Source organism: Bradyrhizobium sp. NBAIM14 (assembly GCF_020193895.1).
In the GTDB taxonomy this organism is placed as follows: Bacteria; Pseudomonadota; Alphaproteobacteria; order Rhizobiales; family Xanthobacteraceae; genus Bradyrhizobium; species Bradyrhizobium yuanmingense.
Map to the genome: position 1 here is coordinate 1 of NZ_JADYVQ010000004.1, position 22,670 is coordinate 22,670.

Annotated in this window: 18 protein-coding genes and 1 pseudogene; 10 read left to right on the top strand and 9 right to left on the bottom strand. The window is 66.6% G+C overall.

The genetic code is table 11. The features are described from left to right. Positions 1-130 (bottom strand): annotated as a pseudogene (locus tag I6F28_RS11760) (invasion associated locus B family protein); the annotation flags it as partial. 258 nt (positions 131-388) lie between these two features. Here I6F28_RS11760 and I6F28_RS11765 point away from each other — a divergent pair. From I6F28_RS11765 to I6F28_RS11775, 3 genes are all read left to right on the top strand, one after another. After that, positions 389-2,233 (top strand): extracellular solute-binding protein, encoded by a 1,845-nt coding sequence (locus tag I6F28_RS11765; protein ID WP_225140151.1) that lies wholly within the window; start codon positions 389-391, stop codon positions 2,231-2,233. Between the two features lie 4 nt (positions 2,234-2,237). Next, complete coding sequence (locus I6F28_RS11770) at positions 2,238-3,740, top strand: class I adenylate-forming enzyme family protein (RefSeq protein WP_074447962.1); 1,503 nt, start codon at positions 2,238-2,240, stop codon at positions 3,738-3,740. 87 nt (positions 3,741-3,827) lie between these two features. Further along, entirely contained in the window at positions 3,828-5,051 is a 1,224-nt protein-coding gene (locus tag I6F28_RS11775) for a GGDEF domain-containing protein (RefSeq protein WP_225139958.1), read from the top strand. 132 nt (positions 5,052-5,183) lie between these two features. On the opposite strand, the gene mfd is transcribed toward I6F28_RS11775, so the two are convergent. Together mfd and I6F28_RS11785 are read right to left on the bottom strand one after the other, a co-directional pair. After that, positions 5,184-8,702: a transcription-repair coupling factor gene (mfd, locus tag I6F28_RS11780; RefSeq protein WP_225139959.1), complete on the bottom strand. Its 3,519-nt coding sequence runs from the start codon at positions 8,700-8,702 to the stop codon at positions 5,184-5,186. Further along, positions 8,699-8,989: an FAD assembly factor SdhE gene (locus I6F28_RS11785; RefSeq protein WP_057029242.1), complete on the bottom strand. Its 291-nt coding sequence runs from the start codon at positions 8,987-8,989 to the stop codon at positions 8,699-8,701. Before I6F28_RS11785 ends, mfd begins: the two co-directional genes overlap by 4 nt. A gap of 253 nt (positions 8,990-9,242) precedes the next feature. On the opposite strand from I6F28_RS11785, the gene recG reads away from it, so the two are divergent. Continuing rightward, the gene (recG, locus tag I6F28_RS11790; protein ID WP_225139960.1) at positions 9,243-11,351 is read left to right on the top strand and encodes an ATP-dependent DNA helicase RecG; all 2,109 of its coding nucleotides are present in this window, start codon (positions 9,243-9,245) and stop codon (positions 11,349-11,351) included. Between the two features lie 160 nt (positions 11,352-11,511). Here the strand turns inward: recG and I6F28_RS11795 are convergent, their stop codons facing one another. The 3 genes from I6F28_RS11795 to glmS all read right to left on the bottom strand — a co-directional run bounded on the left by I6F28_RS11795 (position 11,512) and on the right by glmS (position 15,153). Next, positions 11,512-12,369 (bottom strand): NAD(P)-dependent oxidoreductase, encoded by an 858-nt coding sequence (locus I6F28_RS11795; protein WP_225139961.1) that lies wholly within the window; start codon positions 12,367-12,369, stop codon positions 11,512-11,514. A 103-nt stretch (positions 12,370-12,472) separates the two neighbouring features. After that, positions 12,473-13,243: a DUF502 domain-containing protein gene (locus I6F28_RS11800; protein WP_036012517.1), complete on the bottom strand. Its 771-nt coding sequence runs from the start codon at positions 13,241-13,243 to the stop codon at positions 12,473-12,475. Between the two features lie 83 nt (positions 13,244-13,326). Then, the gene (gene glmS, locus I6F28_RS11805; RefSeq protein WP_225139962.1) at positions 13,327-15,153 is read right to left on the bottom strand and encodes a glutamine--fructose-6-phosphate transaminase (isomerizing); all 1,827 of its coding nucleotides are present in this window, start codon (positions 15,151-15,153) and stop codon (positions 13,327-13,329) included. A gap of 220 nt (positions 15,154-15,373) precedes the next feature. Here glmS and I6F28_RS11810 point away from each other — a divergent pair, with 220 nt between their 5' ends. After that, a complete protein-coding gene (locus I6F28_RS11810) occupies positions 15,374-15,592 on the top strand; it encodes a hypothetical protein (RefSeq protein WP_036012532.1) in 219 nt (72 codons plus the stop codon). A gap of 6 nt (positions 15,593-15,598) precedes the next feature. On the opposite strand, the gene glmU is transcribed toward I6F28_RS11810, so the two are convergent. After that, positions 15,599-16,954: a bifunctional UDP-N-acetylglucosamine diphosphorylase/glucosamine-1-phosphate N-acetyltransferase GlmU gene (glmU, locus tag I6F28_RS11815; protein ID WP_225139963.1), complete on the bottom strand. Its 1,356-nt coding sequence runs from the start codon at positions 16,952-16,954 to the stop codon at positions 15,599-15,601. Positions 16,955-17,128: 174 nt separating this feature from the next. Here glmU and I6F28_RS11820 point away from each other — a divergent pair, with 174 nt between their 5' ends. From I6F28_RS11820 to I6F28_RS11830, 3 genes are all read left to right on the top strand, one after another. Continuing rightward, positions 17,129-18,508 carry a hypothetical protein gene (locus tag I6F28_RS11820; protein WP_225139964.1) on the top strand — a complete coding sequence of 460 codons (1,380 nt, stop codon included), beginning with the start codon at positions 17,129-17,131 and terminating at the stop codon, positions 18,506-18,508. 133 nt (positions 18,509-18,641) lie between these two features. Next, positions 18,642-19,082, top strand: coding sequence for an MgtC/SapB family protein (locus I6F28_RS11825; protein ID WP_036012541.1), 441 nt, complete (start codon positions 18,642-18,644; stop codon positions 19,080-19,082). 117 nt (positions 19,083-19,199) lie between these two features. Further along, positions 19,200-19,355: a hypothetical protein gene (locus tag I6F28_RS11830; protein ID WP_157786023.1), complete on the top strand. Its 156-nt coding sequence runs from the start codon at positions 19,200-19,202 to the stop codon at positions 19,353-19,355. A 56-nt stretch (positions 19,356-19,411) separates the two neighbouring features. Here the strand turns inward: I6F28_RS11830 and I6F28_RS37475 are convergent, their stop codons facing one another. Further along, complete coding sequence (locus tag I6F28_RS37475; protein ID WP_276573423.1) at positions 19,412-19,534, bottom strand: hypothetical protein; 123 nt, start codon at positions 19,532-19,534, stop codon at positions 19,412-19,414. A 141-nt stretch (positions 19,535-19,675) separates the two neighbouring features. Here I6F28_RS37475 and I6F28_RS11835 point away from each other — a divergent pair, with 141 nt between their 5' ends. Further along, positions 19,676-20,056 carry a hypothetical protein gene (locus I6F28_RS11835; protein ID WP_036012544.1) on the top strand — a complete coding sequence of 127 codons (381 nt, stop codon included), beginning with the start codon at positions 19,676-19,678 and terminating at the stop codon, positions 20,054-20,056. Here I6F28_RS11835 and I6F28_RS11840 read toward each other — a convergent pair. Then, positions 20,016-21,575 (bottom strand): glycoside hydrolase family 17 protein, encoded by a 1,560-nt coding sequence (locus tag I6F28_RS11840; protein WP_225139965.1) that lies wholly within the window; start codon positions 21,573-21,575, stop codon positions 20,016-20,018. The two genes, I6F28_RS11835 and I6F28_RS11840, sit on opposite strands and share 41 nt — an antisense overlap. Positions 21,576-21,902: 327 nt before the next feature. On the opposite strand from I6F28_RS11840, the gene I6F28_RS11845 reads away from it, so the two are divergent. Continuing rightward, a complete protein-coding gene (locus I6F28_RS11845) occupies positions 21,903-22,490 on the top strand; it encodes a hypothetical protein (RefSeq protein ID WP_036012549.1) in 588 nt (195 codons plus the stop codon). The last annotated feature ends 180 nt before the right edge of the window (positions 22,491-22,670 follow it).

A 22,670-nucleotide genomic window follows, 5' to 3' on the forward strand; every position in this document is an offset into this window, starting at 1 on the left:
CCCCTGCGCCGGGGGCCGGCGCAGGGGTCTGGGCCTCGGCGGCAAACGGAACGGCCAACGCCGTCGCCGTCAACAGGGCGAGAAGTCGCCCGCGCGGCCGGACGGACGCGGCCAAGTAACGGAAATTCATTGCGGAAAACCCTTTCTGAACGGGAAGTGCCCGAACCGCTCCGAAGCGCCGAACCTGGCCGCCTTGGGCGCGGCTCTCTCCCCGTCAATTGAGGCGGATAAGTGACGGGCTCGACGCTCTTGCGCGATTGGGTGCCTTCTTAACGTGGCCGACGAAAAGATCAATGCCGACAAGCGTCTTTGGCCGGTCTGGCGCGAAAGCCCCATCAAATTCCCTGTGATAAGATTCGCCCGACGGTCCTCGAATCACCTTGTGCCGATGTTCATGTTCCAGCGCCTCTTCGAGGGCCCCGGTCTCCGCCCCTATACGCTTGCCCTTGCACTTGCCGGGATGCTGTCAGCGGGCACCGCCGCGGCCGAGGAGGCCCATGCGATCGCCATGCACGGCAAGCCGGCGATGCCCGCCGGCTTCAGCCACATGCCTTACGCCGACCCCGATGCCCCCAAGGGCGGGCGCCTGACCTGGGGCATTCTCGGCACCTTCGACAGCCTCAATCCCTTCATCGTGAGGGGATTGGCGGTGCAGCCGGTCCGCAACTACGTGGTCGAGAGCCTGCTGGCGCGCGGGCAGGACGAGCCGTTCACGCTTTATGGCCTGCTCGCCAGGACCGTCGAAACCAATGACGAGCGAAGCTTCGTCACCTTCCGTCTCGATCCTCGCGCCCGCTTCTCCGACGGCAAGCCGGTCACGGCAGAGGACGTGCTGTTCTCCTGGCAGCTGCTGCGCGACCGCGGCCGCCCCAATCACCGGCAATACTACGGCAAGGTCGCCAAGGTCGAAGCGCCCGACCCCCTCACCGTCCGATTCGACCTGACAGGCGCCAACGACCGCGAGCTGCCGCTGATTCTCGGCCTGATGCCGATCCTGCCGAAGCACGCCATCGACGTCGCGACCTTCGAGGAAACGACGCTGACCGCGCCGATTGGCTCGGGCCCCTATCGCGTCACCGCGGTGAAGCCCGGCGCCAGCATGACACTCACGCGCAATCCCGATTATTGGGGCCGCAACCTCGCCATCAATCGCGGGCTCTACAATTTCGACGAGATCCGGCTCGACTATTTTCGCGAGGCCAACGGGCAGTTCGAGGCGTTCAAGCGCGGCCTCTACGATTTCCGCGTTGAGCACGAGCCGCTGCGCTGGCACGACGGCTACGATTTTCCAGCCGCCAAAAGCGGCGAGGTGATCCGCGACACCGTCAAGCCCGGCCTGCCGCAGCCGTCCGAATTCCTGGTGTTCAACACCCGCCGTCCTGTCTTCGCCGACATCCGCGTGCGGCAGGCTCTGACGCTGCTGCTCGATTTCGAGCTGGTGAACCGCAGCTATTTCTTCGGGCTCTATTCGCGCGTGGCCGGCTATTTCGCCGGCTCGGAGCTATCAGCCTATGGCAAGCCTGCGGATGCGCGCGAGCGTGAGCTGCTCAAACCGTTCGCCGCACGGATTCCGCCCGACATCCTGGACGGCAGCTACCGCCTGCCGGTCACTGACGGATCAGGCCGCGACCGCACCACGCTGCGCGCCGCGCTGAAGCTGCTGTCGCAGGCCGGCTACGATCTCGACGGCACCGTGCTGCGCAATCGCGCGACCAAGAGCCCCTTCACCTTCGAGATCATGGTCACGACGCGCGACCAGGAGCGCATCGCGCTCGCCTTCCAGCGCGACCTCAGACGCGCCGGCATCGAGGCCAGCGTGCGCTCGGTCGATCCCGTGCAATTCGACCAGCGCCGGCTCGCCTACGAGTTCGACATGATCCAGAACCGCTGGGACCAGTCGCTGTCGCCCGGCAACGAGCAGTACTTCTATTGGGGCAGTGCGGCCGCGGACAATCCGGGCACCCGCAACTACATGGGCGCCAGGGATCCCGCCGTCGATGCCATGATCGCCACCCTGCTCGAGGCCCGTGAACATACGGATTTCGTTGCGGCGGTGCGCGCGCTCGACCGCGCTCTGATCGCGGGCTTCTACACAATCCCGCTGTTTAACGTATCGGAGCAATGGATCGCGCGCTGGAATCGGATAGAACGGCCCAAGACCACCTCGCTCTCGGGCTATTTGCCGGAGACCTGGTGGTCGAAGGGGCAGCCGCAAGCTCATCAAGCGAAGTGACGCCGTGAACCAGCCAGCAATATCGCCGACGCTCGACACATTGTTTCAGCGCACGCTGATGCGGCAGCCGCACGCGACCGCCCTGCTCGATCCGCTCAACAAGGCACGCATCACCGGGCACCAGCCGCGGCGGATGAGCTATACCGAGGCCGATACCGCCATCGAGGCGCTGTCGGCGCATTTCGTCGAATCCGGCCTGCCCGCCAATTCCGTGATCGCGATCCAGTTGCCCAACACGGTCGAGTTCGTGCTGACCGTGCTCGCCGCCCATCGCGCCGGCCTCGTCGTCGCCGTGCTGCCGCTGCTCTGGCGCCATGCGGAACTGACCGCAGCGCTCAACCGCACCGCCGCGCGCGCCATCGTTACCATGAGCACGGTCGACGGCGTCAGCTATGCTGATCTCGCCATGCACGCCGCGGCCGAGGCGTTCTCGATCCGGCACGTCTACGGCTTCGGAAGCGACCTGCCCGAAGGCATGGCTTCGCTCGACGACGTCCTGGCACGCCCGCCCGGCACCACGCGCGCCGTGATCCAGGACGGCCGCAAGGCGGCCATGATCTCCTTCGACGTCACGGCGGAGGGCTTCCGTCCGGTGCCGCGGCCGCATTTCAGCCTGATCGCGGGCGGCCTTGCGATGTCGCTCGAAGCCGACATCAAGCAGGGCGCGACCGTGATGGCGGCGTTCACGCCGATGTCGTTCGCAGGGCTCGCCTCCTCGCTCGCGGTGTGGCTGCTCTCGGGCGGCACGATGGCGCTGCATCATCCGTTCGAGAACGATGTGCTGGAGCAGCAGATCAACGAGCACGAATGCGAGGTGCTGATCGCGCCGGCGCAGCTCGCGCTGCGGCTCGGCGATGCCGACCTCGCGGCGCGGATGCCGACTTTGCGCAACGTCATCGGCCTGTGGCGCGCGCCCGAGCAGGTCGCGGCGAGCGATGCCTGGATTGCGCCGCATGCGCCGCTGACCGACGTCTACCTGTTCGGCGAGGCCGGATTGTTCGGCGCCCGCCGCGGCGAGGACGGCATGCCGGTGCCGGTGATGCCGGGGCCGCACGGCGCTCCGCGCGAGCAGTCCGGCTCCTCCATCGCCGGCGAGATCCTGCTGACGCCGAAGGGCACGCTTGGCCTGCGCGGCGCGATGGTGCCGATCGCGGCCTACGCCCCGCCGCAGCCGGTCGGCGAGACGCTGACGGCGCAGCCGCCGCGCGACTATGTCGACACCGGCTATGCCGCGCGGCTCGATCGCCCGAGCGGCGCGATCTGCATCACAGCGCCGCCCTCCGGCATCATGGCGGTCGGCGGCTATCGCTTCCTCTCAAACGACCTGCAGGAATGGGCGCGCCGGCTCGGCCAGGGCGCGCTGCTCACGGCGCTGCCCGACCGCCTCTCCGGCCACCGGCTCGCCGGGCGCGCCCAGGACAATGCCCGCGCCCGCGAGGCGCTCAGCGAGCTCGGGCTTAACCCCCTGATGGTCGAGGCTTTTCGCGACCGCTCCGGGCCTGTCTAGGCGCGGTTTCAGCGCCTGCGTTGACGCAGCATTAAGGCGGCCAAACTAGATTGCGGCGGCAAATTGTTGCGCGATCAGAGTTTTTACATGTCCCAGGCGGGCCCGATCCTGTTTGTGTCCGATGCCGAACGCCCCGCCTTCGTGGCGGCGCTGGACGAGGCCCGGCTCTTTCCCGTCGTCGACACCGACTGGACCAGCGCGCCGCGCGCGGTCGAAGAGGTGCAGCCGGCCGCGGTTCTCGCTGCGGTCCATGCCGGACACGAGCCGCATGTGACGCGGCTTGCTCAGAAGATCGCCGCTCAATCGCCTTACCTGCCCTTCGTGGCGCTGGATGCGGCGGGCACGCTGCCGCACAACGCCCTGCCCTTCTCCTCGCGCGGCGGCAATCCCGACCGGCTGATCGCGCGGCTCCGGGCGGCGCTGCGCGTGCGCACATTGCACGCAACGGTTCTGCGCCGGCTGCCCGAAGTGAAAATCGCGCTGCCGCAGGGCGATCCCGCACGCGATGCCACCGTGCTCCTGATCGGCCGCGGCGCGGCTTACCCTGCGCTCTCCGTCGCGTTCGGCGAGCGCGTCGGCGTGGTCGGTGCGCTCTCGATCGAGGCGGCCGCGAAACACCTCAACACCCGCGATCTCGACGGCGTCGTGCTCGCTGAAGGTTTTACCGCGCGCGTGACCGATGCGTTTCTGACCGTGCTCGCCGAGGACACCCGCTTCCGCAGCCTGCCCGTGGTCGTCACCGCCCACCAGCTCACCCAGAGCTACGACCTGCCCAATCTCGAGCTGATCGCGGGCGAGCCGGCGAGGATCGCGGCCAACGCATTGCCCTTGATCCGCCAGCACGCCATGGAAGCGCAGCTGAGCCGCACCTTGCGCTCGATCGATGCCGGCGGCTGGCTCGATCCGCGCAGCGGCCTGCTCACGGTGGAAGCCTTCGCCCGCGATTTCGCCAAGGCGGTCGAGCAGACGCTGGCGCGCGGCGGCGGCCTTTCGGTCGCCCGCTTCGCCTTCGATCCCAACAATCCCCGCGCCCAGCTCGACGCCGCGCGTATCTTGAGCCGCCTGATGCGGCAGATGGATTTCGGCGCCGCGCAGAAGGACGGCTCAGTCATCGTCGTGTTCGCCGAGACCGACTTTCGCACCGCGCACATGATTGCGCGCCGCCTGTCGGCGGTGATGCGCCACACCTCCAATGGCAAGCACGAGATGCGCAGCGATCCCGTGGTCAGCGTGGACTCGCTGTCGCCGTCGGATACGGCAAGGTCCTTGCTGGCGCGGCTGTCGGCGGACGCGTCAAGGGCGGCGTCTTAGCTTTCTCGCGGGCTGTCGCAATAACCACCGTCATTGCGAGCGCAGCGAAGCAATCCAGAATCCCTCCGAGGAAAGACTCTGGATTGCTTCGTCGCAAGGGCTCCTCGCAATGACGCGGTGAGGCCGGTGCCTCTACGCCGCCTTCTTGCTCTCGGCGAGCTGCGCCAGCTGCCGCATGATCTCCGTGGTGCCGGCAAGACGCTCTTCCGGGGTCTCCCAGTCCTGCAGGAACACAACCTTCATGTCGGGCCGCACCTTGGCGGCCTGGCCGTAGCTGCGGATGAAGCTCACGAGGCGCTCGGGATGGGCGAAGGAATTGTCGCGGAAGACGATGACGGCGCCCTTCGGGCCGGCGTCGATCTTCTCGACATTGGCCCGGCGGCAGAACGCCTTGATCGCGGCGACCTTGAACAGATAGCGCACCTCGTCCGGCAGCACGCCGAAGCGGTCGCGCATCTCGGCGCCGAAATTCTCGATCTCCTCCTCGGTGTCGAGATCGGCCAGGCGCCGGTACAGCGACAGCCGCACCGAGAGGTCGCTGACATAGTCCTCCGGAATCAGCACGGGCATGCCGATGGTGATCTGGGGCGACCAGCGATCGGCGGCGGGCTCGGAGACGCCGGCCTTGAGGTTGACGATCGCCTCCTCCAGCATCGACTGATAGAGCTCGAAGCCGACCTCCTTGATGTGGCCGGACTGCTCCTCGCCGAGCAAATTGCCGGCGCCGCGGATGTCGAGGTCGTGGGAGGCGAGCTGGAAGCCGGCGCCCAGCGTCTCCAGCGACTGCAGCACGGTGAGCCGGCGCTCGGCCTGCGCCGTGATCTTCTGCTGCGCCGGCAGCGTGAACAGCGCATAGGCCCGCAGCTTGGAGCGGCCGACGCGGCCGCGCAGCTGGTAGAGCTGGGCAAGGCCGAACATATCGGCGCGATGCACGATCAACGTGTTGGCGTTGGGGATGTCGAGGCCGGACTCGACTATGGTGGTCGACAACAGAACGTCGAACTTGCCGTCGTAGAACGCGGTCATGATGTCCTCGATCACGGCCGGCGGCATCTGGCCATGCGCGACCGCGACCTTCATCTCGGGCACGTTCTTGTCGAGGAAGTCCTTGACCTCGGCGAGATCGTCGATGCGCGGCACCACGTAGAACGCCTGGCCGCCACGATAGCGCTCGCGCAGGAGCGCTTCGCGGATCATCAGGGGATCGTGCGGGGCGACGAAGGTTCGCACCGCGAGACGGTCGACCGGGGGCGATGCGATGATCGAGAGCTCGCGGACGCCGGTCAGTGCCAATTGGAGCGTGCGCGGGATCGGGGTCGCCGACAGCGTCAGCACGTGCACCTCGGCGCGCAGCGCCTTCAACCGCTCCTTGTGGCTGACGCCGAAATGCTGCTCCTCGTCGACGATGAGCAGGCCAAGGTCGCGGAATTTGATCGCCTTGCCGAGCAACGCGTGGGTGCCGACGACGATGTCGACCGAGCCGTCGGCGATACCCTTCTTGACCTCGTTGAGCTGCTTGGTCGGGATCAGGCGCGAGGCCTGCGCGACATTGACCGGGAAGCCTTTGAAGCGCTCGCTGAAGGTCCGGTAGTGCTGACGCGCCAACAGCGTGGTCGGCACCACGACCGCGACCTGCTTGCCGTCGAGCGCCACGGCGAAGGCGGCGCGCAGCGCCACCTCGGTCTTGCCGAAGCCGACGTCGCCGCAGATCAGGCGATCCATCGGGCGGCCCTTTTCGAGATCCTTCAGCGTGGACTCGATCGCGCCCAGCTGGTCCTCGGTCTCGTCATAGGGGAAGCGTGCGCAGAACTCGTCGTAGACGCCCTGCTGCACCGGCAGCTTCGGCGCTTCGTGCAGCATGCGTTCGGCCGCGATCTTGATCAGCTCGCCCGCGATCTCGCGGATGCGGTTCTTCAGTTTTGCTTTTCGGGTCTGCCAGCCCGAGCCACCAAGGCGGTCGAGCTCGACCGTGGTTTGATCAGAGCCGTAACGCGATAAGAGCTCGATGTTCTCGACCGGCAGGAACAGCTTGGTCTCGGCGGCATAATGCAGCTCGAGGCAGTCATGCGGCGCGCCGGCGACGTCCAGCGTCTGCAGGCCGATGAACCGGCCGATGCCGTGATCGACGTGGACGACGATGTCGCCGGCGGTGAGGCTCGTCACCTCCGAGATGAAATTGTCTAGCTTGCGACTGGCCTTGCGCGGCCGCACCAGGCGATCGCCGAGGATGTCCTGCTCGCTGATGACGGCGATCTCGTCGGTCTCGAAGCCGCTCTCGAGGCCGAGCACGGCGAGCATAGTCTCGTTGCGCGGCGTCGCCTGCACCGTCCGCCATGAGTTGACGCTGGTGGTGTGGGCGAGCTTGTGGTCGCGCAGCATCGAGGTCATGCGGTCGCGCGAGCCCTCCGTCCACAGCGCGATCACGACCTTCTTGCGCTGCGCCTGCAGCGCCATGACGTGGCTGACCACGGACTCGAACACGTTGACATTGCTGTCGTTGCGCTCCGGCGCGAAGTCGCGGCCCTTGCGCGCGTCGGCATCGACTACGCCGGTGCCATCGGTCGGCACCGAGAACGGCGTCAGCCGCGCCAGCGGGATCGCGCCGAGGCGCTTGGTCCATTCCTCCTCGGTCAGGTACAGCCGGTCGGGCGGCAGCGGCTTGTAGATCGCGCCGCCGCCGGGATGCTCCATCGCCTCGCGGCGGGCCTCGTAATAGTCGAGGATCTGCTTGAAGCGCTCGCGCACGGCGTCCTCGGCCTGCGGCTCGATCGCGATCGGAGCGCCTTGCAGATAGTCGAACAGCGTATCCATCCGGTCCTGGAACAACGGCAGCCAGTGCTCCATGCCGGGATGGCGGCGGCCCTCGCTGACGGCCTCGTACAGCGCATCGTCGCGCTCGGGCGCGCCGAACTCGGCGACATAGCCCATGCGGAATCTGCGGATGGTGTCGGTGACGAGCTGAAACTCGGAGACCGGCACGAGGTCGAGCGAACGCATGTCGAGCAGCGTGCGCTGGGTCTCCGCGTCGAAGGAGCGGATCGATTCCAGGCTGTCCCCGAAGAAGTCGAACCGCACCGGCTGCTCGAGGCCGGCCGGAAACAGATCCAAAATGCCGCCGCGCACGGCGTATTCGCCGGGCTCGCGCACGGTGGAGGAGCGGTTGTAGCCGTTGTGCTCGAGCCAGGCGACGACGGTGTCCATCGGCACGACGTTGCCCGGCGCGACCGACAGCGCCTGCGCCGCGACCAGCTCGCGCGCGGGCACGCGCTGCACCACCGCGTTCACCGTGGTCAGCACGATCAGCGGCTTGTCGCTGCCGGTGAGCGAGGCCAGCCGCGCCAGCGTGGTCAGGCGCTGGGCGAGAACGCCGCCATGCGGCGAGACGCGGTCATAGGGTTGGCAGTCCCAGGCCGGGAAGGTCAGCACCGGCAGATCGGGCGCGAAGAACCTAAGTGCGCGTTCGAGCGACTGCATGCGCCCGCCATCGCGGCAGACCACGGCGAGGCTGACCGCCGGCTTCTTCGGCCGCGCCGCGATGGCACGGGCGAGATCGGAGACGACGAGGCCTTCGGCACCTTCCGCGACATTGGCGAGCGTCAGCGCGCGGCCGGGCGCGAGCAGCTCGGCCGGAGATTTCATCCCCTGCTTCATGCGTTGTCGTCCGCGATCGGGAACGCCTTGATGCGGGCAAACAGCGCGCCGGTGACGTCGGCCGGCAGCACCTTGTCACCGGTGATGGCGGCATAGAGATCGGGATCGTTGACCTCGAGCAAGGTCTCGAGCTGGCTCAGCTCGTCGTCGGACAGATTGCCGATCTCGGCATCCGCGAAGCGGCCGAGGATCAGGTCCATCTCGCGCGTGCCGCGGTGCCAGCAGCGGAACAGAAGCCGCTTGCGGCGGTCATCCAGCCCGCTGCTCGATCGTGTCGTTCCCGTCATGTCTCAAATCCAGTCAAACGCAGAAAGCCCGGACGTGCCGGGCGGGGGTGATATAGCCACTTGGACCCCCGGTGTCAGCCCTTTGTTGCGGGAGGTCGTCCCTCCAATCCGTCATGGCCGGGCATAGCCGTCTGAAGGACGGCGTCGCTTCCGCTCGCCTATGTCCCGGCCATCCACGTCGCGCGGAAAAAAAGCCGTGGATGCCCGGCATAAAGCCGGGCATGACGGCGAGGAACGATCTTAGATTCCCCGAATGCGCCCCAGCCTGCTCAATCCACTGTTTGCTCCCGTGACCAGCCTGTCCGGCGTCGGTCCGAAGCAGGACAAGCTGTTGCAGTACCTGCTCAGCCGCAGCGAGACGCCGCGGCTAATCGATCTGCTCTTGCATCTGCCGAGCCAGGTGATCGACCGCCGGGCCCGGCCGAAGATCCGCGACGCGGCAATTGGAACCATGGTGACGCTGGAGGTCACCGTCGATCGTCACCGCCCGCCGCCGCCGCGCAGTTCGCGCGCGCCGTATCTGGTCTACGCCAGCGACGATACCGGCGACGTGGTGCTGACCTTCTTCCGCGCCAAGCCGGGCTTTGTCGAGAAGCTCTTGCCGGTCGGCGAGAAGCGCTTCGTCTCCGGCACGCTGCAAATGTACGACGGCATCCCGCAGATCGTGCATCCCGATCGCGTGCTCGACGAGGAGGCGATCTCGAAGCTGTCAGGGATCGACCCGGTCTATCCGCTGACGGAAGGGCTCGCGCTCGGCTCGCTCCGCCGCGCGATCGCGCAGGCGCTGCAAAAGCTTCCCGCGCTGCCGGAATGGATCAGCCCGGAGGTGCTGCGCCGATGTGACTTCCCGCCGATCGCGGAGGCGCTCAATCGCGTGCACCAGCCGGTCGAGCTGACCGACATCTTGCCCGACCGGCCGTTCTGGTCGCGCCTCGCCTTCGACGAGCTCTTGGCCGGCCAGCTCGCGCTCGCCCTGATCCGCGCGCAGCTGCGCCGTCCTGCGGGCGTGCGCAATGCCGGCGACGGGCATCTGCGCAACAAGATCATCGATGCCCTTCCTTACGCGCTCACACCGTCACAGCGCAACGCTGCGGCGGCGATTGCCGAAGACCTCAAGCAGCCGCTGCGCATGCTGCGCCTGCTGCAAGGTGACGTCGGCTCCGGCAAGACCGTGGTGGCGCTGCTCGCGGCCGCCGCGGTCGCCGAGGTCGGCAAGCAGGCCGCGTTGATGGCCCCGACCGAGATCCTGGCGCGCCAGCACATCAAGACCATCGCTCCGCTCGCCGAGCGCGCGGGATTGCGGGTCGCGATCCTCACCGGCCGCGAGAAGGGCAAGGAGCGGCGCGAGATCATCACTGAGCTCGCCGAGGGCGGGATCGACCTGCTCGTCGGCACCCATGCGCTGATCCAGGACGATGTCGTGTTCAGGGATCTCGCGCTCGCCATCGTCGACGAGCAGCACCGTTTCGGCGTGCGCGAGCGCCTCGCGCTGACGTCCAAGGGCGAGGCTGTCGACGTGCTGGTGCTGAGCGCAACGCCGATCCCGCGCACGCTGGTGCTGACCTATTTCGGCGATATGGACATCTCCGAGCTGCGCGAAAAGCCGGCCGGCCGCCAGCCCATCGATACCCGCGCCGTGCCGATGAGCCGCATCGGCGAGGTCATGGAAGGCGTCGGCCGTGCGCTCGAAGCCGGCAAGCTGGTCTACTGGATCTGCCCGCTGGTCGAGGAGTCCGAGGCTGAGGGCACCGAGCATCTCACCAACGCCACCAAGCGTTTCGAGACCCTGCAAAAGCGCTTCGGCGATCGCGTCGGCCTCGTCCACGGCCAGATGAAGGGCACCGAGAAGGACCGCGTCATGGCCCAGTTCGCCGCGCACGACATCGGCCTGCTGGTCGCGACCACCGTGGTCGAGGTCGGCGTCGACGTTCCGGCCGCCACCATCATGGTGATCGAGAACGCCGAGCGTTTCGGTCTTGCCCAGCTCCACCAGCTCCGCGGCCGCATCGGGCGCGGCTCCGAAGCATCGACCTGCATCCTGCTCTATGGCGAGCCGCTCGGCGAGATGTCGAAGGCGCGGCTGAAAGTGATCCGCGAGACCACCGACGGCTTCCGCATCGCCGAGGAAGACCTGAAGCTGCGCGGCGAAGGCGACGTGCTGGGCGTGCGCCAGAGCGGCCTGCCCGGCTACCGCATCGCGCGCCCGGAGGTGCATGGCCAGTTGATCGCCCAGGCAAGAGACGAGGCGCTGCGAATCCTCAAGGAGGATCCGAAGCTGAAGGGCGAACGCGGCGAAGCGCTGCGGTGCCTGCTGTATCTCTATGAGCGCGACGAGGCGATTCCGCTGATCGGAGCGGGCTAACTTTGAGGCAGTGCCGCAAGATTCGTGACAGACGCAAAGGCACCGGAACCTCCACGTCATTGCGAGCGCAGCGAAGCAATCCAGAATCTTCCCGCGGAGGCAGCCTGGATTGCTTCGCTGCGCTCGCAATGACGTGTTGAGAGAGCGAGAATGCGCGCGATCAGGCCTTCTTCCGCGCGATGCTCGCCGCGAAGGTCTTCATCAATCCCGCATCCACAGCCTCCCCCTTCGCATCCTCCGCCAGATGCTCGAACCACCGCGCAAAGCCCTCGTAGATCTGGCTGGCCGGATGATCGGGCCCGAGGAATCCTGAAATCTCCCGCATCTCGGCGACCCAGCGATAGGCCTTCGGGATCATGTCGGGCAGCGCGACTTCGAGCCGCGCCAAGATGGCGGGCTGGCTCAGCGCGAGCTCGTCGCGCAGTGCATCGGCCGCGCCCGCCTTCGTGGCTGCGATCACCATCGCCGATCCGATGCCGGCGAGGCCCTTGACGATGCCGGCATAGGACATTTTCAACGCCGAGGCCGCGCCGACCGGGCCTTCGACGATCCGCACGTCGAGGCCGAGATCCCCAAGCACGGCAACGTCCTTGGCATGCTCGCCCGACATGTAGAAGGCCGGGCTCTTGCCACCTGGCTGCGGCGGAAAGCCGATGATGCCGGCATCGACGAACGGCGCCTGCGCCGACCCGATGATCTCCTCAATTCTTTGCACGGTATCGACATTGACGGCGTTGCAATCGACCACGACCGGCTTCTTCTCGCGCCTGACGATCAGCGCGGCCAGCCGTTCGGCCAGCGCGACGGCTTCGCCCGGCGGCACGATCGAGAGGATGATGTCGGCGTCCGCGATCGCATCGTCCTCGGCGCCGACCATTCCGGCGTCCGCGGCGCGTTTGCGCGTCGCCTCGCTCCGCCCCTTGAGCGACGTCAGCACGCGCGCACCGTTCTCGCTGAGGCGCCGGGCCACGGCGCTGCCCATGGCGCCGGGGGCGAGGATCGCAATGGTTTTGGACATCGTGCACTCCAGGTCGAATTCCGAGCGGCAGGTTCGGTCGACCTGAGACTAACAGAGGACGAATGCGCCCGCGTGAACGCGACCATCCCGCGGCGGAATGGCCCTACTCCGCCTTCGCAGGCTCGGGCCGGAGCGTGGAGGCATTGGCAATCCGCGCAGCATTCGCCATGCCCGCAAGCGCGGCCGCCTTCTTCGGATCGGGCGACGAGCCCGGCTGCACCACGCCGGCCGACATGATCAGCGTCGCGGCGTCCTCGGCGGTGAGATCGACCTCGATGATCTTGCTTTTGGGGACATAGAAGAAGAAGCCCGTGGTCGGGTTCGGCGAGCACGGCAGGAACACCGACACGTGCTCCTCCTGCCCCGGCAGGCTGCGCGAGATGTCCTCGTTCGGCGACTGCGAGATCAGCACGATCGACCACATGCCCGGCGAAGGAAACTCGACCAGGCCCACTTTCCGGAAGCTCGAGCCCTTGCCCGAGAACAGCGTCTCGAACACCTGCTTCAGGCCGCGATAGATCGCGCGCACCGCCGGGATCCGGCCGAGAAAGGTCTCGCCGACATCGACCAGCGTGCGGCCGATCAGATTGGCCGCGAGGAAGCCGACCAGCGTCAGCGTGAAGAATGCGACAATCAGTCCCCAGCCGGGAATGACGTAGGGAAGATAGGTTTCCGGCCGGTAGGCCAGCGGCACGAACGGCCGCACCACGCCGTCGACCCAGGTAACGAACCACCAGACCAGATAGAGGGTGATCGCGATCGGCCCCGTCACCACGAGGCCGGTCAGGAAATAATTGCGGAAACGGCCCATCAGGCCGGTATGCGGTTCCGGAACGGGATCAAGAGGCGCAGGCGCGTCGTCGCGGGGGGTCATTCGGGTTCCAGGTCGGTCGCTACCACAAGCTAGGGTCTTCTAGCAGGTTTTGGAAGAGAGCGGCCGATCGATATCCAGATTGCCTATTCCACGGTCACCGATTTTGCGAGGTTGCGCGGCTGGTCGACGTCGGTCCCCATCACGACGGCCGTGTGATAGGCGAGCAGCTGCACCGGGACAGCATAGACCATCGGCGTGAAGGCTGCTGCCATATCGGGCATGACGATGGTGACGAGGGACTCGACCGTCGCCTCCGCCGCGCCCTTGGCATCGGTCATCAGAATGATGTTGCCGCCGCGCGCGGCGACCTCCTGCATGTTGGAGACGGTCTTCTCGAACACGCGGTCGTGGGGTGCGATGACGACGACCGGCATGGTCTCGTCGATCAGCGCGATGGGGCCGTGCTTGAGCTCGCCGGCGGCATAGCCCTCGGCGTGGATGTAGGAGATCTCCTTCAGCTTGAGCGCGCCTTCGAGCGCCAGCGGGAAGCTGGTGCCGCGGCCGAGATAGAGCACGTCGCGCGACTTGGCGATCCGGTGCGCCAGCTTCTCGATCTGGAGCTCGCTCGTGAGCGCATCGGCCATCAGGCGCGGAACCTCGACGAGCCCGTGGACCAGCTTGGTCTCGTCCTCGTCCGACAATTCGCCGCGCGCCTTGCCGGCCGCGATCGCAAGGTTTGCCAGCACCATGAGCTGGCAGGTGAACGCCTTGGTCGAGGCGACGCCGATCTCGGGTCCCGCCAGCGTCTGCAGCACCGTCTCGCTCTCGCGCGCGATCGTCGAGGTCGGCACGTTGACGACCGCGATCGTGTGCACGCCCTCGGCCTTGGCATAGCGCAGCGCCGCCAGCGTGTCGGCGGTCTCGCCCGACTGCGAGATGAAGATGGCGAGGTCGCCCTTGCGCAAGGGGGCCTCGCGGTAGCGGAATTCGGAGGCGACGTCGACCTCGACCGGCAGGCGCGCAAAGCGCTCGAACCAGTATTTGGCGACGAACCCGGCATAGCTCGCTGTGCCGCAAGCGGTGATGTTGATGCGCTGGATGTTCTTGAAATCGAACGGCAGCTTGACCGGTAGCGCGACGCGCTCGGTCGCCATATCGACGTAGCGCGCCAGCGTGTGGCCGACCACCTCGGGCTGCTCATGGATCTCCTTGGCCATGAAGTGACGGTAATTGGCCTTGTCGACCAGCGAGGTCGAGGCGGCGTGCCTGATCTTGTCGCGCTGGACGGCATGGCCGTCCTTGTCGAAGATCGCGGCGCTCTTGCGGGTCAGCACCGCCCAGTCGCCGTCCTCGAGATAGCTGATCGTGTCGGTGAACGGGCCGAGCGCAATGGCGTCCGAGCCGAGATACATCTCGCCGTCGCCGTAGCCGATCGCCAGCGGCGGGCCGTTGCGGGCGCCGATCATGAGGTCGTTGTCGCCGGCGAAGATGAAGCCGAGCGCGAAGGCGCCGCGCAGGCGCGCCAGCGTCAGCTTCACCGCTTCCACGGGCTTATTGCCGCGCGTGAGCAAATCGTCGACGAGATGCAGCACGATCTCGGTGTCGGTCTCGGTGTGGAACACCGTGCCCTTCTTTTCGAGCTCCTCGCGCAGCTCGCGGAAATTCTCGATGATGCCGTTGTGGACCACGGCGACGCGCTCGGTCGCGTGCGGGTGGGCGTTGTTGACGGTCGGCTTGCCGTGGGTGGCCCAGCGCGTGTGACCGATGCCGGTGGTACCCTTGAGCGGCTCAGCCTCCAGCCGCTTCTCCAGATTGTTCAGCTTTCCCTCGGCGCGGCGGCGCTCCAGGTGCTTGCCTTCGAGCGTGGCCACGCCCGCGGAATCGTAGCCGCGATATTCGAGGCGTTTGAGCGAATCCACCAATTGCTCTGCAACCGGCTCGCGCCCGAGAATGCCGACAATCCCGCACATGCGGATCACTATCCCCCAAATCGTCGAAAATCGCCTAAACGACACGCCCGGTTTTTAGCGAAAATCGCAGGGAACCAGATACTCAATAATTATTGCTGATTGAGTCAGCACGGGCCCGCGACCGCTGCGTCGTCTGCGTCGAATTGGCCGGCCTTAAACCGCGCCAGTTAACTCATTGTCAATACATTTGGCCAACGATTCGGGTCAGGAGAACCAGGCCATGAAAGGCTCATCCGACCGCAAGGGTCTGTCGTCGATGTATCTGCGCGCCAGCGAGACCACGGGCACGCACCTTGCGCATTGGCCGCCGCCGCTGCGCGGCAAAGAGAACAAGCCCCTCTTCATCAAGCATCCCGAAGGCGAGCCGGTGAAGCGCGCCAAGCCGCGCGGCTGGCGCCTGACCCGCGCGATCTTCTCCGAATTCGCCGACGAAGAATAGCGCCGCTCACGTCTCCGGCTTCTTGCCGCCGGTCTTCATCTCGCGATAGCGCGCCGCGCCGCCTTCCCGGATGGTCTGCGGGCTCCGCTCCAGCGCCATCGCGTCGTCGGGTACGTCCTTCGTGATCACCGAGCCCGAGCCGATATAGGCACCATTGCCGATCGTCACCGGGGCGACCAGCGAGGAGTTGGTGCCGACGAAGGCGCCCTTTCCGATCACCGTCTTGTGCTTCTTGAAGCCATCGTAGTTGCAGGTGATGGTGCCGGCGCCGATGTTGGAATTCGCGCCGACCGTGGCGTCGCCGATATAGGAGAGATGGTTGACCTTGACGCCGGCCTCCAGCGTCGCCGCCTTGGTCTCCACGAAATTGCCGATGCGCGCGCCGTCGCCGAGCGAGGTGCCGGGACGCAGCCGCGCATAGGGTCCGATCGAGACCTTCTTGCCGAGCGTCGTCTCGACGATGTGCGAGAACGAGTGGATCACCGCGCCGTCCGCGATCGACACGCCGGGGCCGATCACCACGAACGGCTCGATCGTCACGTCCTTGCCGAACACGGTGTCAGTGGACAGATACACCGTCTCCGGCGCGATCAGCGTGACGCCGGCCTCCATCGCCGCCTTGCGCAAACGCGCCTGCATTACGGCTTCGGCCTCGGCGAGCTGCGCCTTGGTGTTGATGCCGCGCACCTCGTCTTCGCTGGTTTCGATCACCACCGACTCCCATCCCTGCCTGCGGACGATTTCGACCGCATCCGTCAGATAATATTCGCCCTTGGAATTGGCATTGCCGATCTGCCCGAGAATGTCGAGCGCACGGCGGCCGTCGATCGCCATCACGCCGGCGTTGCACAGATCGATCTTGCGCTCGTCCGCGCTGGCATCGGCCTGCTCGCGGATCGCAACCAGGCGGTCGCCCTCGACGATGAAGCGGCCGTAGCCGGTCGGGTCGGCGGCGCGAAAGCCGAGCGCGGCAATGGCTGCGCCGCGGGCGAGCGGCGCGCGCAGCCGCGCAAAGGTCTCGGCCGAGATCAGCGGCGTGTCGCCGAACGCGATGAGGAGATCGTCGGCGCCGCTCGCGATCGCCTCGCGCGCCGCCAGTACCGCATGCGCGGTGCCGAGCCGCTCGGCCTGCACGAAGGTCAGCGCGTCGGGGCGGATGCGCTTGGCTTCATCCGCGACTGCCTGATGATCGGGGCCGATCACCACCGCGAGCGAGGTGCCGGTTCCCTTGGGTGCGGCGGCGAGCACGTGCGCGAGCAGACTCCGGTGCGCGACCGGATGCAGCACCTTCGGCAGGCTCGATCGCATGCGCGTGCCTTCGCCGGCGGCGAGCACGATCGTGAGGCTGGAACGGGCGGTCATCGAAATCCTGACAGCTATGGCCGAATCAAGTTGGCGCGGACGGGCGGCAACGCCCTCGGAAGCTATCGCCTTGCTACCCCCGCAAACGCCCGGAATTCAAGTGCGGCGCGCTTTTCCTGTTAATGTTCCCTGATTGATTCGGGGAAGCCGGACGGGGCTGGGCGCTTAACATTCATGGCAAAGGATTCCGACCCACTGGCGGACGCTTTCTCCACCAAGGAGACCGGCGGGCTGTTCTCCGGACTTTTGGCCGAGGAAAGCGCCTTCGACGGGCGCTTGATGTGGCGGCTGGGCTCGTGGGGCGTGGCGGCCGTCGGCGCCGTCGTCATTGCCGTGATGGTCAACCAGGCCCAGCTCGGCTGGCGGCGCGACCAGGTTGCGTCCGCCGATCTCGTGCGCCAGGCCGACCGGCTGCAGCTGCTGACCAAGGAGAGCCAGAACGAAGCGCGCCGGCTCGCCGCCGCGATCGAGACGCTGAACAGCGACCGCGACCGGCTGTATTCGCGCGTCACCGTGCTGGAGCAAGGGCTCGATTCCGTCACCGGCGCCATTGCCAAGCAAGCGGCCGCGCCGCCGCCGGGCGCGAAGCCGCAGGACGCAGCACCCGCGGCTCCCAATGTCGCGCCGGTTGCTTCGACGCCGACGGCGACGAGCGAGAAGCCGCGCAGCGAAGCCGCCAAGGATGCTCAGAAGGATTCGCCAAAGGATGCTCAGAAGGAAACGTTGAAGGAGCCGCCGAGCCCGCCGCCGCAGACCGCGGCCGCCGCCTCGCTCGTGCAACAGAATCCGGCCATGACTTCGGCGCTGCCGACCATTCCGCTGGTGCCCGCCAAGTCGCTCATGGCGCCACCTGACCCGGCCGCATCGAAACTGATTCAACCTGAGACAGCCGAGCAGAAGGCCGAGCCGGCGCCCGCCGCAGCCGAAATCGTGGCGGCAGCAACCAAGCCGCCAGAGCCAGCCGAGAGCGAATCCCCTGCCATCGCCGTTCAGCAGACGCGCTTTGCGATCGATCTCGGCGGCGCCAACTCGATCGACGGCCTGCGCGCGCTCTGGCGCGGCGTGACCAAGTCCAACCCGGAGATCGCAGCGCTGCGGCCGATCATCATGATCAAGGAAGGCAACACCGGCCTCGGCATGCAGCTCCGCCTGGGCGCCGGCCCCCTGGTCAATGCCGCCGCCGCCGCAAAATTCTGCGCGGGTCTCGCCGAGAGCAATCGTCACTGCGAGACCACCGTGTTCGATGGCCAGCGCCTGTCGATGCGTGGCGGTCCGGACAAGGTACAAGACAAGGCGCAAGAGAAGACTCAGGACAGAGTCCCGGACAAGGGTTCGGAGACGAGCCAGGACGCTGGCCCTCCAGCTGAAACGGCCCCTGTGTCGAGCGCGAAGCCCGAAAAGCCGCAACGCCGCCGCAGCTACTCCTCAAAACGCACCAAGCGCGACGAGCCCGCCCCCGCTCCCGCCGCGCAGCCGGCGCCAGCACCGGCGAAACCGGAGGCGGCAGCGTCGTCCGCGGGATCGACGCTGTCGTCGTTCTTCAGGCGGCAATGACGCCTCGGTCCCGGCGCGCACGCAGCCAGCATGCGACCAACGGACGCTTGGACCTCGGCCGCGCTTGGCAGCAAGTTCGCAGGTCCATGTCCGACGTGCGCGAAGCGTCGCCCCTCCAGAAACGCGGGTCTTGATGAACGAACTGGATGATGTGCTGAGACTGCTCGTCGCGGCGGCTACGGGCCTCGTGATCGGCATCGACCGCGACATGAACGACAAGCCGGTGGGCATGCGCACCCTGGCGCTGGTGGCCTTGGGCTCTGCGCTGATCTCGATTTCCGTGATCGAGTTTCAGAATTTGCGCGACCACCCGGATGCAGTCTCGAGGGTGGTCCAAGGCATTGTTACCGGCGTGCTGAGCGGCGTCGGCTTCATCGGTGCGGGCGTCATCCTGCACGACGTCAAGGCCAAGACGGTTCATGGCCTCACTACCGCGGCGACTGTCTGGATCGCTGCCGGTCTTGGCATCGCCTGCGCGCTGGGCGCCTGGCTGCTGGTGGGCGCCGCCATCGCAGTCACGTTATTCGTGCTGTTCGCGCTCAGCTGGCTCGAACGTCGCCTGGGGTTGAAGTAAGTCTGGTAGGCGCACATGGCCGGTGAGCGGCTTCATGCCTCCGCCCAAGTACCAAATGATACGAACGAGACCAACCTGACACGGCACACTCCGCACCGGACTTGATTCGGAGCGGAGATGACGGACGCGAACTTTCTGCGGGAGCAACTCGCGTTGATCCGCGAACTGGCCGAGCTGGCCGATCCCCACATCAGGAAGCGACTGCTCGCCTTGGCGGAAAAATACGAGCGCCGGCTGGCGGAGCAGAGCCGGAACACGCAAGGTCGCAGCTGATCGTCCTTGATCGCCCTTGGCGCAGGCGATGACCTATTCCATGCGCGCCTTCTCCTTCAGATCGCGGATGCGCATCTCCCCTCGTCCTTGGACTGGACGATGTCCGACCAATCCTCGACCCGCGCCTCCTTGCTCAGCCTCTTGAGCTCGCTCAGCTGCTCCTGCGTCGGCTTGTCCATGCCTCACTCCTAGGCGGTGTTGGCAACACAATGTTGAGAACCAGCGGGAGGCTCGCGTGTTCCTGGAGAGTGCCCGGGCGGATCAACAGAAACCTCGCCTGCCCTGTTGCCTGGCCGCGCCTTCCCGACCATATTGCGGCCATGACAAAGAAGCCCTTCCGCCTCACGCCCTACCAGGTGCAGTTCCTGCTCGTGGTCGGATTCGTCACCGTCGGCTGCGCGCTCTACGTGCGCTATCTCGCGATCGAATTTTCGCAGGTCGCGCTCGCCTGCGACGCCGGGCTTCAGACCCTGGTCTGCAAGTCGCGCTCGGTCTCGACCGTGCTGTTCAAGAATTCGGTGTTCGGCATCGTGGCGCTGGTGGTTGCGACGCTGAACCTGATGCGGCCGTCGATCGTGCTGCTGACCGTCGGCCTCATCGCCGCCGGCCTCGGCATCGTGCTCTACAATGTCGTGCTGTCGGGCCTTGCGATCGGCCTGCTTATTCTTGGCTTTGCTCGGCCCGCGCCCGCCACAGCGTGAGCGCGAACAACAGATAGATCGCGCAGGTCCATAGCGACTGCCAATTGTCGCGACCTTCGTTGAACAGCACGTACACGGCGGACAGCGCCAGCACCCCCGCGAACACCGCTTCGGCGATCGGACGCTGGCCGATCTGCGGCCGGTTCAGCATCAGAAGCGCAAACGGCACCACAGCCATCGTCAGCGCGGCGTAAGGAAAATCCTTGTAACGCGGATCGAACACGAAGCCGAGCGCGGTCGCGGAAGCGATCACCGCGGTCACCGCCAGCGTCAGGCCGAGCACCGCCGTGAGCTTCGACCATTTCCGGCCCTCGCGCGGGCCGAGCAGGTCGAGGAAGGTCGGCAGGCTGCGGCCGATCACCATCGCCTGCGCGCAGAAAATCGGCGACAGGATGCCGGCCAGCAGCAACGCGCCCCAGAGCAGCCAGCCGCCGATCCCGTAGCTCTCGTAGTACATCTTGTCGGCGCCGATCCCGAGCAGGATTCCGGCGGTCGTCGCCGAGATGCCGACGCCGAGCCAGGCCGGGAAACGCGGTGTCCACGGCCGGCGGCGCAGCGTGATCAGCGCGACAGCGAACACCAGCACGGAAAGCCCCATTCCGGCGCCCATGTACCATTTCCAGTACGGGAAATTGCTGATCGGCTGTCCCGGCGGATATTTCAGGCTCCTGCGCACCGAGTCGTAGAGGCCCCAATAGCCGCCGACGGTGCCTTCCAGCCTGCGCTTCCAGGGCTGGTCGTAGGACTCGATGAGATTGACGCGGAACTTCTGCGCCTTCGCAAGGCCGAGGATTTCCGAGACGACGCGCGCCTGATTGGTGCGCGAGGGCAGTGCGCCGTCGCGCATGCGGCCCGCGCTCGGCCAGCCGGTTTCGCCGATCAGGATCTCCTTGCCGGGAAACGCCACCGCCATGCGCTCGCGGATCTGTTCGACATGGGCGGCAGCGAACTTCGCCCTGATCGGGAAATCCTCCCAATAGGGCAGGATATGAATCGTGACGAAGTCGACGGCGTCATACACCTCGCGGTTCTTCAGCCAATATTCCCACACATCGGCATAGGTCACGGGCACGCCGACCTGGGTCTTAACCAGGCGGATGAGAGCGACGAGGTCCGCCGTCGTCATCTCACCGCGCAGCAGCACCTCGTTGCCGACGATGACGGAGGTGATGACGTCAGGGAATTGCTTGATGAGGCGAATGGCGAGCCCGGCCTGCTCGTAGTTCTTGGTGCGGTTGCTCGAGAGCCAGATGCCCTGCAGCACCTTCATCCCGCCGACCTTGGCGGCGATCGCCGGCACCTGGTCGAGCCCGTTCTCCAGCGAATAGGTGCGGACGCAGTCGGTGATCTCCTTGAGCTGGCGCAGGTCCTGTTCGATCTGGTCGGCATCGATATGGGTCCATGCGTCCAGCGGCGACTGCTCGCCGCGGAACGGCGCGTAGGAGACGCATTGAACCTTGTCGGCGGGATCGATCGGGGCGCGCGCGAGCGTGATCGGCGTGGCAAGCCACCACCACACGGCAGCGATCGCACCCAGTGAGACGAGCAGAAGCGCCAGTGGCGTACGAAGAGAAATCGGTTCCGTCCTCCGCGAAGGGCCGTCGATTACCTTCTCGCACGCCGTCTGCCAAGGGGGCACGTCCGGTGGATCCCTTGCGCCCCCAAGGAATTTACCTGCGCCGGTTCACCGGGATCTAGGATCGTGACTTTGCTGGACAAAATTCGAAATACAGGTCATGGACTCCGAAAGACTTTTCCGCCGCATTGGAGACCCATTTGGACGCCATCAGCTAGCGCGTCCGCGGGGCTCCTGACGCGGACGGCCAGCGGATACATTGGGGAATTCATGCGGCAACGGGTGTTCGAGTCACGAAATGCGGTCCTGCGGCAGTTCGCCGCCACCTTGGCCGTCTCCTGCCTGCTCGTTCTGACCGGTGCTGGCGGCGCCTCCGCCCAGAGCGGTCCGCCGGGCCCCGAACAGGGCAAGGCGGCAGCCCAGCCCGCCGACGCCGCCAAGGACGCCGCCCAGAATCAGCGCCGCACCGACGAGTTCGCGGAAGCCGCCCAGGTCATCAACGGCCCGGCCGGCAATCCCGAATGCGTCTGGCTCGGCCGGCGCGTGGTGCGGCTGATGTGGCGGGACGACCTCGATACCGCATTCCGTCATCTCGACCTCTACGACCGCTTCGGCTGTCCCGGCGGCCACATCCAGGCCGCGTTCCGCTGCCTGACCCGTTTCGGCGGCCAGATCGACCCCAAGGTGGCCGAAACTCTGGATAGCCGCGTGCACGCGTGCTGGATCAACCCGGCCGCCCAGCCGCAGCAGGCGGCGGCCGCGGCCGCTCAGCCGGCAGCGCCGGCCGCCAATGCGCAGCCGCAGCCCGCCGCGAGCCCCTCGCCTGCGGCAAGCCCGTCCCCGACGCCGGCGAAATAGCCCAAGCCAAAATCGCTCCGGTCGTTTCAGCTGCCGTTCAGGAACGACCGGCCATAGAGACGGTTGGCACTGCCGCGCGTCGTTCGAAAAGGCCATGCCCTCATAAGGACATGAGGCCATGACAGTTGTGAAACCGCGCGGCAGAGATATGCTCCCTTTGCCGCGGACTTGGTCGGATCT